Origin of the sequence: Kribbella catacumbae DSM 19601, from assembly GCF_000372465.1 — a bacterium.
GTDB lineage: Bacteria > Actinomycetota > Actinomycetes > Propionibacteriales > Kribbellaceae > Kribbella > Kribbella catacumbae.
Window position 1 is genome coordinate 66768 of the sequence record NZ_AQUZ01000017.1, and the last position, 16669, is coordinate 83436.

The following is a 16669-nucleotide window of genomic DNA, read 5'->3' on the forward strand; positions in this document are numbered from 1 at the left end:
GTCCTGTTCCAGAAGGGAAACGAAAGAAAATGCGCTCAACCAAACCCAAGGTGGTGGCCGGCCTGGTGGCTGCCATCGCGCTGGCTGTCGCGGGCTGTAGCTCCGACAAGTCCGACGACGGCGCCAAGAACGAGGTGAGTGCCGACGGCAAGGTCATCATCGACACCTTCGCGCCGCAGGGACCCGACGACAACCTCGACAGCAACCTGGTGACCAAGGCCATCAGCGACAAGTTCAAGATCCAGTTCCGCTGGCAGACCACCACTCTCGACGCGGGGGCAGCCAAGGAGAAGCGCCAGATCGCGCTCGCCAGCGGCGACTACCCGGACCTGTTCATGCTGATTCCCTGGGTCGACGGCATCACCCAGGCCGAGGTGCAGAAGCTCGGCACTCAGGGCGTCGCCGTACCGATCGAGCAGCTGATCAAGGACAACGCGCCGAACATCCAGAAGCAGCTGGACTCCAACAAGACGCTGAAGGAGATGTCCACCGCGCCGGACGGGCACATCTACGCGCTGCCGCAGTGGTCGGACTGCTTCCACTGCACCTACCCGGACAAGCTCTGGATCAACTCGGCCTGGCTGAAGAAGCTCAACCTGCAGATGCCGAAGACGACCGAGGACCTGCGCACCGTACTGCGGGCCTTCAAGACCCAGGACCCGAACGGCAACGGCAAGGCCGACGAGATCCCGATGACCACGGACGTCCAGGACAGCAGCCTGATGGGCTTCCTGATGAACGCGTTCGCCTACAACCCGGTCGGCGGCAACAGCAACCGCTCGCTGCTCGCGCTGAACGGCGACAAGGTCGTCACGCCGGTCAACTCCGATGCCTGGAAGGAGGGCCTGAAGTACATCAACTCCCTCTACAAGGAAGGCCTGATCGACAAGGCCTCCTTCACCCAGAACGCGGAGGCGCTGAAGGCCACCGGCAACAACCCGAAGGCCGTCGTCGTCGGCTCCGTGCCGGTGCTGTGGCCCGGCATCTTCGTCCAGCTGGGCTCCAAAGACGGCCGCGACAAGCAGTACGACGCAGTACCGCCGCTGACCGGTCCAGATGGCAAGAGCTACACCGGCTACAACTACCCGAGCTCGACCGGCTACACCTTCATGCTGACCAACAAGGCCAGCAAGGAGGCGCAGGTCGCCGCGGTCAAGATGCTCGACTACATCTACAGCGACGAGGGTCGCAAGGTCAGCGTGATGGGTCCGGAGGGTGTCGGCTGGTCCAAGCCGCGTCCGGGAGACATCGCCCTCGACGACAAGACGAAGGTGGGGTACTACCGGTTCAGCGAATCCGAGCACAAGAAGAACATCTCCTGGGACTCGATGGCGCAGTACAACATCACGCTTGCCTACCGCAACGAGCAGGCGGTACCGGCCGACATCTACTCCGACTCGGGCCTCGAGCGCCGGCTCTTCCAGGCGACCAAGCAGTACGAGGGCCACGAGGACAAGGCGCAGTGGTTCCCGCTGGCCTCGGTCTGGGTTGACCCGAGCCTGAGCGGTGAGCTGGCAACCTTGCAGACCAACCTCAACAGCTATGTAACGCAGAACCAGCTGGCCTTCATCACCGGGACGAAGAACCTCGACACCGGCTGGGAGGCCTACGTGAAGGGCCTCGACAGCACGGGGATGACCAGGTACCTCGAGCTCGAGCAGCAGGCCTACGACAAATACAAGTCCGGCAGCAAGTAACCCCCCCCACCTTCTGATCATTCGCCCCCTTTTCACCCTCCAGGTGAAAAGGGGGCGAATGATCAGGTTGGTTGGGCCCTGCCCCTCTGCGTCAAGGAAGTCGAGCTGACCGGTTAGGAATGCCTATCCAAAGTTGTTGTAGCCTCAACCATCGACCTTGGAGAGATGGGACTGCTTGTGATGGGAACGGCTCGGCGGCTGGCCGCCGGTGCGGTGATGATGACGGTGCTGCTGGCAGGCTGCGGCAGTAACGACAACAAATCGGCTGACACCGGGGTCGGTGACACCGAGGTGGCGACCGGTGGCAGGTTGTTCTCGACCGCCGACGAGGCGACCGCGAAGCTCGGGTCGGACGCGCAGCCGGGGGTCTTTCCGCGGACGGTGAAGCACGCGCTCGGCGAGACCAAGCTGGAGAAGAAGCCCGAGCGGGTCGTGGTGCTCGACAGCGGTGAGCTGGACGGCGTCCTGGCGCTCGGCATCACGCCGGTCGGGATGGCGACGAACGCCGGGCAGAGCGGCGTACCGGCGTACCTGAAGGACAAGGCGCAGGGCATCAAGACGGTCGGCGGTGTCACCGAGCTGAACCTCGAGGCGATCGCCGCGCTGAAGCCCGACCTGATCATCGGCAGCAAGCTGCGGGCCAACGACCTCTACCCGAAGCTGACCGCGATCGCGCCGACCGTGTTCAGCATCCGCCCCGGCTTCCCCTGGAAGGAGGACTTCCTGCTGCTGGCCGACTCGCTCGGCGAGGAGGCGAAGGCCACCGGGCTGCTGAACGACTACCAGAAGCGCGCGAACGAGGTGAAGAGCAAGGTCAGCGGGTCGCCGACGATCTCGCTGGTCCGGTTCCGGCCGGGCGACATCCGGCTCTACGGCAACCTGTCCTTCATCGGCGTGATCCTGAAGGACGTCGGCCTGCCGCGGCCGAAGGTGCAGGACATCAAGGAGCTGGCGGTCGAGATCTCCCAGGAGAACATCGCCCAGGCCGACGGTGACTGGATCTTCTACTCCAGCTACGGCAAACCGGACCAGACGGGAGAGAACACGGTCGTCAACGGCAAGATCTGGAAGGCGCTTCCCGCGGTCAAGGCCGGCAAGGTCGCCCGCGTCGACGACGAGGTCTGGTTCCTCGGACTCGGCCCGATCGGCGCGATGGCCACCTTGAGCGACCTGGAGAAACTGCTGGCCGGCAAGAACTGACGCGACGTAAGTTGCCTTAGGCAAGCAATCTTGGCCGTCCCTTCGGACGGGACGGGTCGTACCAAGGGATGAAATCGGACCGGCGTCAGGATGATCGGGCCCTCCCGGGCTTTGGTCCTGACCCCGGGTCCGCAAGAATCGGTTCATGTCCGACCGCCAGACTCTTCCCAGCCGCCGCAAGCCGGGTGCCGGCCGACGCAAGCCGAGTACCGGGCGTGCCGCTGCCCGGCGGGAACGCCGTGGCGGCAAGTGGCGTCGCGGCTGGGTCATCGCGGTGCTGGCGATCCTGACGGCCGTGCCGTTGGTGTTCCACCGCCACGTGCCGAACTCGATCGGCAACCTCGGCAGCCTGCTGGACACCTTCCTGCCCTGGGTCGGCGTCGTGATCCCGATCCTCGCCGTCGCGGCGATCGTCCGGCGGTCGGCCAGCGCCGGGGTGGCTCTGCTGATCCCGACCGTGATCTGGGGCCTGATGTTCGGGAACCTGATGGTCCCGGGCAAGGGCGGCGGGCAGTACGACCTGCGTGTGCTGTCGCACAACGTGGACGCGGCCAACAAGGATCCGAAGCGGACCGCGTCGGAACTGCTCGGCGCCGACGCGGACGTCATCGCGCTGGAGGAGATCACTGCGGCTGACCTGAAGATCTACAAGGCCCAGTTCGCCAAGACCTATCCGCATGTGGTCGCGCGCGGCACCGTCGCTTTGTGGTCGAAGTACCCGGTCGAGGAGAGCGAGGCGATCGACGTCGGCTTCGCCTGGACCCGGGCCTTGCGGGCCGAGGTGGCCACCCCCGAGGGCAAGGTCGCCGTCTACGTCGCACACCTGGCCTCGGTCCGGGTCGGCACCAGCGGCTTCACCTCGGGCCAGCGCAACGACACGATCAAACAGCTGGGTCAGCAGATCGCCCAGGAGAAGGTGGCCGGCGTGATCGTGATGGGCGACTTCAACGGTACGGCGAACGATCGCAGCCTCGCCCCGCTGACCGCCGGGCTCCGCTCGGCCCAGGGCGCCGCCGGTCACGGCTTCGGCTTCACCTGGCCGGCCAAGTTCCCGATGGCCCGGATCGACCACATCATGGTCCGCGGCGTCACCCCCACCAAGGCGTGGGTGATGACGTCCACCGGCAGCGATCATCTGCCAGTGGTCGCCGAGATCCGGATCTGACGGCGGTCAGGCATCGCGATGCTCGTCTTCGCTGCCCTGTTCGTGCTCTGGGCCTGGCCGCGGCCGATCGCAGTACCGGTGGAAACCGACGAGTGACCTCCCGGTACCGCTGGTCGTTGTAAGACCAGTGGTGCCGGAGGTTCCTTCCCTGTGGGATGCCGGCGTCGGCCCCGTCTCCTTGCGAAGGACCCCCGAATGCCCGCTGCAGTACCTCTTGCCCGGAGGGCCTTCCTGGCCCGGATCGGTGTCCTCGGTGCGGCGCTGGGAGGTGGTGGGCTGCTGACCCGCAGCCTGCTCAATCCCGCCGATGCCGCGACGAACCCGCTCCTCCCGCCCGCGGTGGACCTGGTCCGCCCAGTCCTCGCGGCCCTCGCCCGCGACACTCTGAACGGTCTGACCGCGTTCGCCTTGCCCGGTCCGGACCAGTACTCCCGCACCCAGCGCGCGAGCAGCCGCACTCCCGGTGCGATGGAGGCCGGCGCGACCGACTTCATGATCAACGCGCTGGAACACTTCGTCCCGTTCCCCGATGCTCTCGCCCAGCCGATCAGTGCCGCCCTCGTGACGGGACTGGCCGACACGGGCATCAGCCTGCCGGGCCTCGAAGTACTGCCTGCTGAGCTGCGCACGCTGGACCAGGCGTTCGCCGCGCTGTTGCAGAGTGACGAGACGCTGCCGCTGTCGTTCCCGATCGCCGGTCTGCTGAACCTGATGGCGACCCAGGTGAACCCGGCCGCGGTGAACGGCCCGCATCTGTCGCCGTTCGCGCGGCTCACCTACGCCGAGAAGGCCAAGGCGTTCGAGCTGATCGAGAAGACCGACTCGGACCTGGTCGCGTTGCTGGACGTGCAGTTCCCCGAGCCGTTGAAGGCTTCGGTGTCCGGGCTGCTCAAGTTCGTCGGCGGCGCCCTGATCGAGTTCGCCACCTTCGGCGCGTACGGCGAATTCGCCGTGTTCGACCCGAAGACGAAGCAGTTGCGTAAGCGGCCGGTCGGCTGGACCCTCACCGGCTACCAGCCGGACGGGCCCGTCGAAGGCTGGGACGACTTCATCGGCTACTACCAAGGGCGTACGGAGGTGCACGACTGATGCGCGACGTGATCGTGATCGGAGCCGGCGGTGGTGGACCGGTGGTCGCCAAGGAGCTGGCAGCGAAGGGCCTCGACGTTCTCCTGCTCGAGGCCGGACCGCGGCACGCGAAGCCGCGGGAGGAGTGGACGACCTTCGAGGACGACGCCAACAACCCGCTCACCGGGTACTTCCGGCTCGGCCCGACCGACCGGTCCAAGCCGGCCTGGTACAGGGAGTGGCCGCAGAACTCGTTCGTCTGGCAGTTGTCCGGCGTCGGCGGCACCACCCAGCACTTCTACGGCAACTACCCGCGCGCGTACCCGGGCGTCTTCAAGGGGTACGACGGCGCCGACCGCAACGAGTACGACGTGAACCACCGGTTCCCGTTCACCTATTCGGAAATGGTCCCGTACTTCGAATGGGTCGAGGCGATCATGCCCGTCCAGACGGCCGCGATGGGGCACAAGGAGCAGCTGTTCTTCCGCGGTGCGGAGACGATGAACCTGCCCGTGCAGACCACGAAGACGACCCGCGGACCGTCGTACCGGCCGCAGGAGAACGCGATCCTGCAGCCGGGTGGCACGGCGGGCAAGACGTCGGACAAGAACCTGCTGAACTACCCGCAGGCGACCGGCTGCACCTTCTGTGGTTACTGCTTCCAGGGGTGCATGCGACCGAATGGTGCCCCGCGCAACCAGTTCGCGAAGCGCTCGACGGACAACAGTTATGTGCCGATGGCGGTGACGGCCGAGGTCTGGGCCCGTGGCGGCAAGCCGGTGGAGTTGATCGCCGACGCCTATGTGACCAGGGTGCATACGGAGTCGCGGCACGGAGTGCTGACCGCGTCCGGGGTGACGTGGCGGGACAACGTGTCGGGTGACGAGCATCGCGAGGATGCTCGGGTCGTGGTCATGTCCGGTGGGTGCACGGAGAATCCGCGGCTCTGGTTCAACAGCGGGCTGCCGAATCCGAACGGCTGGGTCGGGCGCGGCTACACCGATCACTTCTTCGACTGGATGATCGGGTCGTTCGACGACTACACCGGCAATCCCAAGGGCGTCGGGTCGAGCGCGCGGCTGGACTACCCGCCGTACGGGGGACTGGAGAACGTCGGGCTGCCGCCGGCGTTGAACGCCTTCGCCGGGACGCTGTCGGACAGTGGGATCCGTGGTCAGTACAGGAACGGCCGCGGTCAGACCGGGCCATGGGACGGGCCGGCCGGGCGGCTGATGGGACCGGAGCTCAAGGAACTGCTGGCCGGTGGGATCGACAAGCTGCTCACCGTGCTGGTGATCACCGATGACGATGTCGAGGCCCAGAACCGGGTCACCACGTCGGCGCTGCCGGCCGATGAGAACGGGCCGATCCCGAAGGTCACCTTCCAGCAGCGGAAGCGGACCAAGCGGACGCTGAACAACCGCGAGTTCATGGCGCGCAAGGCGGCCGAACTGCTGCGGGGCGCGGGCGCGAAGAAGGTCTACCGGATCGACTGGGCGCCGCTCATCCTGCACGTCCAGTCGTCGATGCGGATGGGGGAGTCCGAGCACAACTCGGTGCTCGACCCCCGCGGCGAGACGCGAGCGGTCAAGCGGCTGTTCATCGCCGACAACTCGGCGCTGTCGAACGGCCTCGGCGGACCGAACCCGACGCTGACCAGCCAGGCGCTGGCGACCCGGACCGCGGAGAAGATCTTCCAGACGTACTTCGACGGCGACCCGTGGGTCCGCAAGGAGACGCCGGTGGTGTCGACCGACCCGCGGATCAGCGTCCGGCTGGGCCAGCTGGGGCTGTAGAAAATTGATCTGAACCGATGGCGGAATTCCTGCGTGCTGTTGGTCGAGGGCACCGAAGACCAACTACGAAAGGCTTTCCCGATGTCTGTTCGCCAGTTTGTCCTGCCAGCTGTCGTCACGGGTGTGGCGGCGTCGACGATTGTCGCCGGTGTCGCTTTCGCCCATGACGGTCACTCCATACAGCCCGCCCAGGTGACTGACAGCAAGGCGTCGGCGGTGTACTTCGCCGCTGGGCTGAGCGGGCGCAACGAAGTACCGGTCGCGGGTGGTCCGGCCGTCAACGACCCGGACGGACGGGCGACTGCAGTCGTCCGGATCAAGGGCGACCAGGTCTCGTACGCCGTCCGCTGGCAGAACATCACCGCTCCGAAGGCGTTCCACATCCATCAGGGCGCGGCGGGCACGAACGGTGGCGTGAAGATCGACTTCCTCGGCTCGGACATCCCGGCCGGAGTGTCGGCCGTGACGGGCAGCGTGAAGGTGCCTGACAAGGCACTGCTCGACTCGATCCGTGCGAACCCGGCCGGGTTCTACCTGAACCTGCACACGGCTGAGTTCCCCGGCGGTGCCGTTCGCGGTCAGACCCAAGCGTTGAGCCGCTCGGTGGATCTCAACGGAGTACTGAACGGCAGCGCTGCGGCGAACCTGCAGGCGGTTGCCGATGGCAAGCAAGAGGTGCCTGGCCCGAAGCCGTCCGGTGACCAGGACGGCCACGCCGAGTGGTTGCTGAAGGCAAGCGGTGACAAGCTCTCATATGCCGCTGTCTGGAGCAGGATCGGTGCGCCGACCAACGGCCACATCCACGCGGGCGCCAAGGGTGTCAACGGCGCGGTCGTGGCTGATCTCTTCGCTGACGCGGACGGGCTGCCGGCTTCGGTGACCGGTGTCGCCGGTACTGCGACGGTCGGCGCCGAACTGGCCGGACGCCTCGCGAAGGAGCCGGCCGCGTTCTACACCAACCTGCACACCGCCGAGTTCAGCGGTGGCGCCGTGCGGGGGCAGCTCGCGAAGAACACCCACGGACAGCCGCGTGCGTTGCAAGCAGCCGTCGTTGGTGGGTCGCAGATCTACCAGTGCGTCGCCCAGCCCGGTGGTGGGTTCGCGTTCGGTCAGTTCGGCGTGGCCGCAGTACTGCGGGAAGGCATCCTGCACTCGTTCTCGAAGCCGGTCGACGGCCCGCCGCAGTGGATCGCGCCGGACGGTACTGCGGTCACCGGCAAGCTGGTCAGCAAGTCGGCGAACGGTCAGGGCAACATCCCGGAGTTGCTGCTCGACGCCCAGCAGATCGGCGGGCGGAGCGGCATCCTGGCCGACACCACCCAGATCCTGCGGCTGAACACCGTCGGCGGGGTTGCCCCGGCCGGTAGTTGCGACCCCGAGAAGGACGCCATCGCGATGGTTCCGTACCAGGCGGACTGTCTGTTCCTTGGCTGACCGGGGCGGTGGGGTGGGGAAAGAATCCAACACAGCGTGTCTGTCTTGCGAACATCGGCGTCCGGGCAGATCCTGCTGCCTGGGCGCCTTCGTTCGTAGGCTCGGGGGTAACCGATCAGGAGGGATCCGAGATGACGATCACGCAGAGCCGAGCGGATCTGGCGGCGCTGGCGACGCAGTACGCCGAGCAGGGCTTCGTACTGGTGAAAGGCCTGCTCAGCAAGGAAGAAGCGGCGGCGTGCCGGGAGGCCGGCCATGCGTTGCTGGCCCGGCTGAACCGCGATGACGACCCCACTTGGCAGTCCGCGATGGGGATGTCGGACGCGAAGACGCGGCTCCAGCACCTGCACGACGCGCAGTTCTACGACGCGGTCTTCTCGAAGCTGCTGGTGGACCCTCGCTTCACCGATGTGGCTGCCGCAGTGATGGGGGTGGAGGACGTCCAGCTGCACCACACCAAGCTGTTCGTGAAGCCGCCGGAGAACGGTTCGCCGTTCCCGCTGCACCAGGACTATCCGTTCTTCCCGCACACGTACCACCGGGTCGGGGCCGCGATCTTCCACTTCGACGACGCTCCTGTGGAGAAGGGCTGCGTCCGGGTGATCCCGGGCAGCCACCTGGCCGGGCCGCGGGAACACGATGCGGAGGGCTCGTTCCACCTGCCCGACGTACCGTTCGAGGACGCCGTCCCGCAGCCGGCCGAGGCCGGAGACGTGCTGTTCTTCACCTATCTGACCGTGCACGGCTCCGGCGTCAACGTCAGCAGCGAGGCCCGCACGACCTGGCTCGTCCAGTACCGCGACCCGTCCGACCCGCCGACCGTCAAGACCCACGAACACTCCCTCGGCCAGGGCATGATCCTGCGAGGCATCGACCCGACCGGCAGAGGTTCGGTTTGAGCCTGGCAGCTGTTGGGACGGCGGGGCGGTTCGTCGACCTCGCGGGGCTTCTGGAGTCCTGCGAGGTCGGGGGCTTCCGGGCTGACTTCGTGAGCTGGGGGCACTACCGGCCGGAGTACTGGCGGAACTACTGGCACAGTCACTCCTTCCATGAGGTCTGCCTGGCCTACTCGGGCGAGGGCCGCTTCAACTCCGGTACCACGACGTACGAGGTCAATGCGGGCGATGTGTTCCTGGCCCGGCCGGGTGACGTGCATGAGATCGAGTCGAGCCGGTCGGCGCCGCTGGGGATCGCGTTCTGGGGCTTCACCTTCCGCGCTGTGTCGACTGTCTCCGGTACCGGCTGGTGGTCGGGGTTGATGCGCTCTGACGGTCCAGTGGTGTCGAGGGAGCTCGGTGGGCTGCCTGCGGTCATCACTGCGCTGGCGGACGAGGCTGCGGAGCTGCGATCCGGCTATGGCGAGGCGACGGCTGCTCTAGGAGCTGCGCTGGTGCTGGGCACGGCACGGGCGTTCGCACTCGACGAGGACTTGTCAGTCGCCCCCGTAGTACGGGATCGCCGGCCAGTGGTGGTGGAGGCGATGCAGCGGCACCTGCTGGACAACCTGGCTCGCCCGGTGACCGTGCGAGAGGTTGCGGCCGCAGTACACCTGTCCGAGCGCCATGCGGAGCGGCTGTTCAGGCAGGTCGTCGGCGCCTCGATGATGTCCACCCTGCGCCGCCTTCGGCTTGAGCTTGCCGCGCAGCTACTACTCGACCCGGCATTCACAGTCACCCAGGTTGCCCACGCTTGCGGGTACTCCGACGTACGGCCGTTCTCTACTGCGTTCAAGCGCCACTACGGCCGTACGCCGGGGGAGTACCGCCGTACCGGCGGGACTTCCTTCGTCTAGAACGCGAGGCGTTTCCGGGTCGTCACTGTCGGTCAGCTCGATCACTGAATGTAGTCCGGCCTGTGGACGAGGGTGGTCCGCGCTGGTCAAATGCAGGGACGCATCACCATTTCTGGAGGAGATATGAGGAGTCGACTCGGCCGGATCATCGGCATCATCGCGCTGGCACTGGGACTCGCCACCCTGCCACTGCTGTCGGCCACCGCCATCACCGGTGGCGAACCGGATGGCAACCGTCATCCGAACGTCGGTCTGATCCTGTTCTACCAACCCGACGGACGGTTCCGCTGCACGGCAACCCTGGTCTCGCCGACCGTCCTCGTGACCGCCGCGCACTGCACGCTCGGCACCAAGGGCAAGACGCTGGTGACCTTCGACTCGGTGATCGCCGAGCAGCCGCCGTCGCCGTTCCCGGTCGCGGCCGACCCGGCGGCCGGTTACACCCAGGCCGAGCTCGAGAAGGCCGGCTACAAGTCCGGTACGGCGCACTCCCACCCGGCGTACTCCGACTTCACCGACCTGGACAACTGGAACGACGTCGGCGTCATCGTGCTCGACCGCCCCGTGACGACCATCGCGCCGGCCAAGATCGCGCCGGCGAACTACCTGAACGCCTACCAGCAGCCCAAGCTGAACAGCACGATCTTCACCTCGGTCGGCTACGGCACCGAGGTCCGCAAGGCCGATTCCGGACCGCAGAAGCCGACTCCGATGTCCTACCCGCTGATCCGGCGCCTGGCTGAGGAGCCCGGCCAGAAGCTCACCCCGCAGATCCTTCAGGTGAACGGCAACGAGCACGACAACCGGGGTACCGGCGGCACCTGCTTCGGTGACTCCGGCGGCCCGACGTACCACGGTGGCTACGTGGTCACGGTGACCAGCTACGGCTACACCGCGAACTGCCGCTACCTGGACGGCCTGCAGCGGATCGACATCCCGGTCGTGCAGAACTGGCTGAAGACCTTCGGAGTCACCTTCGGCTGAGTCGATCGGTTCGTTCACGACCGCTCCTCCCGGCGCCTGAGCGCGGGGAGGAGCGGTTTTGTCCGTGCGTCCCACTAGCATCGGTGCGAAGCGGATTGGGAGGCTGAGTGGACTACGACGAAGTGGAAGCCCTTCGACGGACCAGTGCGGCCTGGCGGCTGTTGCGGGCGAAGAACGCGCCCCTGGTGATCGGCTTCCTCGGGCGAGTGTTCGTCGAGGACAATGTCCGTGGCATCGCGGCCGCCGACCTGGTGGCCCGCCTGGACGACGAGCTGTACTCACTGAACGGGCGGCTGGGGGAGGAGACCTTCCCGCGTCCCGCCAAGGAGTACCTCGACGAGTGGGCGTCACCGGACTACGGCTGGCTGCGCAAGTACTACCCGCCGGGTGCGGACGAGCCACACTTCGACGCCACCACAGCAGTCGAGAAGGCACTCGCCTGGCTGCAGTCCCTGCAAACCAGATCGTTCGTCGGTACCGAGTCGAGACTGACCACGATGTTCGATCTGCTGCGCCAGTTGGTGTTCGGTGCCGAGTCGGACCCCGACGTGCGGTTGGTGGAGCTGGAGCGGCAGCGCGGCGCGCTGGATCGCGAGATCGAGCGGGTGCGCTCCGGCCAGGTGGAGCTGATGGACACCTCGGCCCAGCGGGATCGGTATCAGCAGTTCGCCCGGACCGCGATCGAGCTGCTGGCGGACTTTCGCGAGGTGGAGAACAACTTCCGCACCCTCGACCGGGAGCTGCGCGAACGGATCACCGGCTGGACCGGGTCCAAGGGAGAGCTGCTCGAGGACGTGCTCGGCAGCCGCAACGGCATCTCCGATTCCGATCAGGGCAAGAGTTTCCACGCCTTCTACGACTTTTTGCTGTCCCCGCAGCGACAGGCCGAGTTCAGCGAACTGTTACAGCGGGTCCATGCCCTGGAAGCGGTCGGGCAGGTCGATCCCCGGATGCGGCAGATCCACTACGACTGGCTCGATGCAGGGGAGCGCACGCAGACCACGGTGCGGCTGTTGTCGGAGCAGTTGCGGCGCTTCCTGGACGATCAGGTGTTCCTGGAGAACCGGCGTGTTCTCGACCTGGTCAAGGGGATCGAGGCCACTTCCCTGCGGCTGCGCGAGCAACCGGCCATGGCGGTCGGAGCAGAGGTCGACGCTGTTGCGCCGACCGTGAACCTGCCAATGGAACGGCCGCTCTACACCCCGCAGGCCAAGCAGCAGGTCGACAGCAGCAACGTGGACGACGAGGTTGCCGAGCTGGATGCGGCAGCTCTCTTCGAGCAGGTGTACGTCGATCCCGAACCACTGCGCGGCGGCGTACGGCGTGCTCTGCGGGGCCGGCGTCAGGTTGGCCTGGCGGAACTGCTGCAGACGCGTCCGATTGAGCAGGGACTGGCTGAGCTCGTCACGTATCTGTCGCTCAGCGACTCTGGTTTCACTGTGGTCTACGACGAGGAAGTCCGGGAGGAACTGGGCTGGCACGACCCAGCCGGACAGGAACGGACCGTGAGTCTACCGAGGGTGACCTTCGCCCGGACGGAGGAGTCGTGAGCCAGCCCGTGGTCGCCCGGTCGGAGCTCGATCTTCCATTGGTGGTGACAACCCTGCTCAAAGGGGTCGTCTACCAAGATCAGCACGAGAAGGTCTGGAGCCACCTGCTGCCGCTCCGCGCTCAGGTGGCCGACTATGTCGCGACAATGGGCTTGATCGTCGTCATCGACGAAGCGGAGGGGTATGCCTTCCTGCGGTCCCGGCCGGTGGAGGACGACGAGCAGGCCGTGCCGCGGTTGATCGCGCGGCGCTCGCTCTCGTTCCCCGTCAGCTTGCTACTTGCTCTTCTGCGCAAGCGGTTGGCGCAGTTCGACGCCGACAACAGCGACACCCGCCTGATCCTCAGCCGCGACCAGATCGTCGAGTTGATCCGGGTCTTCCTGCCGGTCAACAGCAACGATGCCCGGCTGGTCGACCAGATCGACACCCAGATCGGCAAAGTGATCGAGCTGGGCTTCCTGCGCCGGCTTCCCGGCGAGGACAACCAGTTCGAGGTCCGCAGGATCCTGAAGGCCTTCGTCGACGCCCAGTGGCTGGCGGACTTCTCCGAGCGGCTGGCCGGGTACGCAGACGAGGTTGCCGGCCCGGTGGAGGGTACCGATGACTGAGGGATTGTTCAGTGCGGTTGAGTTGCACGATGCCGAGGCTGCGGAACTGGTCGGCTACCGGCTGCAGCGGCTGGAATTGCGCAACTGGGGAACCTTCGATCGCCGGGTCTGGGAATTCGGGCTGGGGGGCAGCAACGCCCTGCTGACCGGGGATATCGGATCCGGCAAGTCGACCGTCGTCGATGCGATCACGACGCTACTGCTGCCCGCGAACCGGATCGCCTACAACAAGGCGGCCGGCGCCGAGACCCGCGAACGCAGCCTCCGCTCGTATGTCCTCGGCTACTACAAGTCCGAGCGGAGCGAGACCACCGGCACGTCGAGGCCGGTCGGGCTGCGCAAGGAGGATTCGTTCTCCGTGGTACTCGGAGTCTTCCACAACGCCGGCTTCGACAGCACAGTCACGCTGGCCCAGGTGTTCTGGACGGTGGCAGGGCGGCAGGGACAGCCGGAGCGCTTCTTCGTGGTCGCGGACACCGGGTTGAGCATCGGCACGGATTTCAGCGACTTCGGGCCCGAGCTGACCGGGCTGCGCAAACGACTCCGGGCCCGCGGCGCGTTGGTCAAGGATCACTTCCCGGAGTACGGCCGGGAATACCGACGACGGATGGGGATCGAATCGGAGCAGGCTATGGACCTGTTCCACCAGACTGTCTCGATGAAGTCGGTCGGCGACCTGAACGACTTCGTTCGCACCCACATGCTGGAGCCGTTCGACGCAGCCTCCTGGATCGACAAGCTGGTCGGGCATTTCGACGATCTGACCCGGGCGCACGACGCCGTCGTACGGGCCAGAGCGCAACTGGCCGAACTGGAACCGTTGCTCTCCGACTGCGCGGTGTACGACCGGCTGACGGAACAGATCGCCGCGTTGACGGCGGAGCGGACGGCATTGCCGTTCTTCTGCGCGGACCGGAGGGTGGATCTGCTGGAGAGTCAGCGGCTGCGGCTGAGCGCCGACATCGCGCAGCGCGAGGAAGAGTTGAGCCGGATCCGCGGCGAACTCCGCGAGTTGAGTACCGAAAAGGGACGGCTGGAGCTGGAACGAGCCGGATACGGCGGTAACCGGATCGGCGAGCTCGAGCGGTTGATCGACTCTGAGACCTCGGCGGTCGGGCCGCGGCAGCAGAAGTTCCAGCGCTATAACGAGCTGCTCGCCGAGACGGAGCTGGAGGACGTAGAAGCCGCGGAGCAGTTCGAGAGGCGCCGCCGGCAGGTGCTGGAGGAGCTTGCCGCAGCCGAGATCTCGGCCGGCGACGTACAGAACCAGCTAACCGAGACCGCGGTCGAGAGGGTCCTGATCGAGGACCAAGGCAAGGAACTGAACGCTGAGCTGCTCAGCTTGCGGAAGCAGCGGAGCAATATCCCGCGCCGCACACTCGAACTCCGTCAGGCGTTGTGTGACGACTTGCGGCTGAACACGGCCGATCTGCCGTTCGCCGGTGAACTGATCCAGGTCCGGCCCGAGGAGTCGGAATGGGAAGGCGCGGCCGAGCGGGTACTGCGTGGCTTCGGCACCTCGATCCTGGTCGGACAGGACCACTACGCCGAGGTGTCGGACTGGATCAACGGGCGGCATCTGAACGGCCGGATCGTGTACTACCGGGTGCCGAAGGCAATGGTGCCTACCGTGGTACGGCCTGATGTGGCCCGTCCACTGTTCGACAAACTCGACCTCAAAGAGTCGGCGTTCTCCGACTGGCTGGATCGCGAGCTGGTCAAGCGGGCCGATCACGACTGCGTCGACACCATGTCAGAGTTCCGTCGAGCCGCCGTTGCGGTGACCCGGTCCGGACAGATCAAGGCGCGCGGAGGCAGGCACGAGAAGAACGACAGCACCCGGATCGACGACCGTACGTCGTACGTTCTGGGCTGGACCAACGAGCTGAAGATCCAGACCCTGCTGGCGCAGGCACAAGGCATTCAGACCAGGTTGCAGCAGGCGGCGGAGACGCAACGGAAACTGAATGACCGCCTTCGACAGGCTGACGCCCGCAAGAGTGCCCTGGGCAAGCTGGAGGAGTTCGGGGACTGGGCGGACCTGGACTGGCAGAGCCTGGTGAAACGGATCGCCGGGTACGAGGCCGAGAAGGCCGAGCTGGAGCGCTCGACCGGGCAGCTCGCGGAGGTCGCCGCAAGGCTGGCTGATCTGGACGTGCAGCTAGCGGCGAGCACGACGCGGCGGGACGAGCTGATCAAGCACAACGGTAAGGATGAGAGCAGCTTGGAGGACACCGAGCGTCAACTGACAGCCGCGCGGGTCGTCCTGGCCGGCGACGGCTTGGCCGATGCCCAGAAGATGTTCAGCTCCCTGGCGGCACGGATCGAAGCCGAGCCTGTCGAACCCGCCGGCTACGGAGCGGTCGAGCTTGAGTTGCAGCGGGTGCTGACCACGGCCTTGGAAGGCAAGGACAGGGCGCAGCACCAGGCGGCGGGCCGGGCAGTCGGCAAGATGCGGGAGTTCCGGCAGCGATATCCGGTCGACGCCACTGAGCTGGACGATTCGATCGACGCTGCCGCGGAGTACCGGCGGCTGCATGATCGGTTACGTGACGACGACCTGCCCCGATTCGAGGAAGATTTCAAGGCCTACCTGAACACCAACACGATCCGCGACATCGCGACCTTCCAGTCACAACTCAACAAGCAGCTCGACCTGATCGGGTCCCGCGTCACCACCATCAACGAGTCGCTGGTCAGTATCGACTACAACCCGGATCGCTACATCCGGCTGGAGACGACCGCGACCCCGAACGTGGAGATCCGCGAGTTCCGCCGGGACCTGAGGGCCTGCACCGACGACTCGCTGCCAGGTGAGGACACTGACCAGTACTCCGAACAGAAGTTCCTGCAGGTCAAGCGGATCATCGAACGCTTCCGTGGCCGGGAAGGGCAGACCGAGCTCGATCGGTCCTGGACCAGACGGGTCACCGATGTACGGCAGTGGTACGTGTTCACCGCGTCAGAGAGGTGGCGGACAGATGACACCGAGCATGAGCACTACACCGACTCGGGCGGCAAGTCCGGCGGGCAGAAGGAGAAGCTCGCGTACACCATCCTCGCGGCGTCACTGGCCTACCAGTTCAAGCTCGAGTGGGGTGCGAGCCGGTCGAAGACGTTCCGGTTCGTGGTGATCGACGAGGCCTTCGGACGCGGGTCGGACGAGTCGACCCGGTTCGCGCTGTCGCTGTTCCGGCGGCTTGGTCTGCAGCTGCTGATCGTCACGCCGTTGCAGAAGATCCATGTGATCGAACCCTTCGTGTCCGCCGTGGGGTTCGTGGACAACCCGAATGGGGCGTACTCGAGGCTGCAGACGTTGACGGTCGAGGAGTATCGCGAACGTCAGGCTTCCCGGGCAGCCCGGGCCGGGTGACG

The 16669-nt window shown here is 66.2% G+C and carries 12 protein-coding genes; all 12 read left to right on the forward strand.

Features of this window, described 5'->3' with window-relative positions:
- Positions 1 to 29: 29 nt before the first annotated feature.
- The 12 genes from A3ES_RS0119090 to A3ES_RS0119145 all read left to right on the forward strand — a co-directional run bounded on the left by A3ES_RS0119090 (position 30) and on the right by A3ES_RS0119145 (position 16667).
- On the forward strand, positions 30 to 1697 hold the full coding sequence (locus A3ES_RS0119090) for a type 2 periplasmic-binding domain-containing protein (RefSeq protein WP_020388443.1): 1668 nt from the start codon (positions 30 to 32) through the stop codon (positions 1695 to 1697).
- A 165-nt stretch (positions 1698 to 1862) separates the two neighbouring features.
- Positions 1863 to 2897 (forward strand): ABC transporter substrate-binding protein, encoded by a 1035-nt coding sequence (locus A3ES_RS0119095; RefSeq protein WP_020388444.1) that lies wholly within the window; start codon positions 1863 to 1865, stop codon positions 2895 to 2897.
- A 145-nt stretch (positions 2898 to 3042) separates the two neighbouring features.
- Entirely contained in the window at positions 3043 to 4062 is a 1020-nt protein-coding gene (locus A3ES_RS0119100; RefSeq protein WP_020388445.1) for an endonuclease/exonuclease/phosphatase family protein, read from the forward strand.
- Between the two features lie 195 nt (positions 4063 to 4257).
- Positions 4258 to 5151 (forward strand): hypothetical protein, encoded by an 894-nt coding sequence (locus tag A3ES_RS0119105; protein WP_020388446.1) that lies wholly within the window; start codon positions 4258 to 4260, stop codon positions 5149 to 5151.
- Entirely contained in the window at positions 5151 to 6926 is a 1776-nt protein-coding gene (locus A3ES_RS0119110) for a GMC family oxidoreductase N-terminal domain-containing protein (RefSeq protein ID WP_020388447.1), read from the forward strand. Before A3ES_RS0119105 ends, A3ES_RS0119110 begins: the two co-directional genes overlap by 1 nt.
- An 81-nt stretch (positions 6927 to 7007) precedes the next feature.
- Positions 7008 to 8360 carry a CHRD domain-containing protein gene (locus A3ES_RS51320; RefSeq protein ID WP_157630606.1) on the forward strand — a complete coding sequence of 451 codons (1353 nt, stop codon included), beginning with the start codon at positions 7008 to 7010 and terminating at the stop codon, positions 8358 to 8360.
- A 131-nt stretch (positions 8361 to 8491) separates the two neighbouring features.
- Complete coding sequence (locus A3ES_RS0119120; protein WP_020388449.1) at positions 8492 to 9259, forward strand: phytanoyl-CoA dioxygenase family protein; 768 nt, start codon at positions 8492 to 8494, stop codon at positions 9257 to 9259.
- Positions 9256 to 10152, forward strand: a complete 897-nt coding sequence (locus A3ES_RS0119125) for a helix-turn-helix domain-containing protein (RefSeq protein ID WP_020388450.1) — start codon at positions 9256 to 9258, stop codon at positions 10150 to 10152. Before A3ES_RS0119120 ends, A3ES_RS0119125 begins: the two co-directional genes overlap by 4 nt.
- A 123-nt stretch (positions 10153 to 10275) precedes the next feature.
- Complete coding sequence (locus A3ES_RS0119130) at positions 10276 to 11136, forward strand: trypsin-like serine protease (protein ID WP_020388451.1); 861 nt, start codon at positions 10276 to 10278, stop codon at positions 11134 to 11136.
- Positions 11137 to 11243: 107 nt separating this feature from the next.
- Positions 11244 to 12686, forward strand: coding sequence for a DUF3375 domain-containing protein (locus A3ES_RS0119135; protein ID WP_020388452.1), 1443 nt, complete (start codon positions 11244 to 11246; stop codon positions 12684 to 12686).
- Positions 12683 to 13294, forward strand: a complete 612-nt coding sequence (locus A3ES_RS0119140; protein ID WP_020388453.1) for a DUF4194 domain-containing protein — start codon at positions 12683 to 12685, stop codon at positions 13292 to 13294. The genes A3ES_RS0119135 and A3ES_RS0119140 overlap by 4 nt, the downstream gene beginning before the upstream one ends.
- Positions 13287 to 16667, forward strand: a complete 3381-nt coding sequence (locus A3ES_RS0119145) for an ATP-binding protein (protein WP_020388454.1) — start codon at positions 13287 to 13289, stop codon at positions 16665 to 16667. Before A3ES_RS0119140 ends, A3ES_RS0119145 begins: the two co-directional genes overlap by 8 nt.
- The last annotated feature ends 2 nt before the right edge of the window (positions 16668 to 16669 follow it).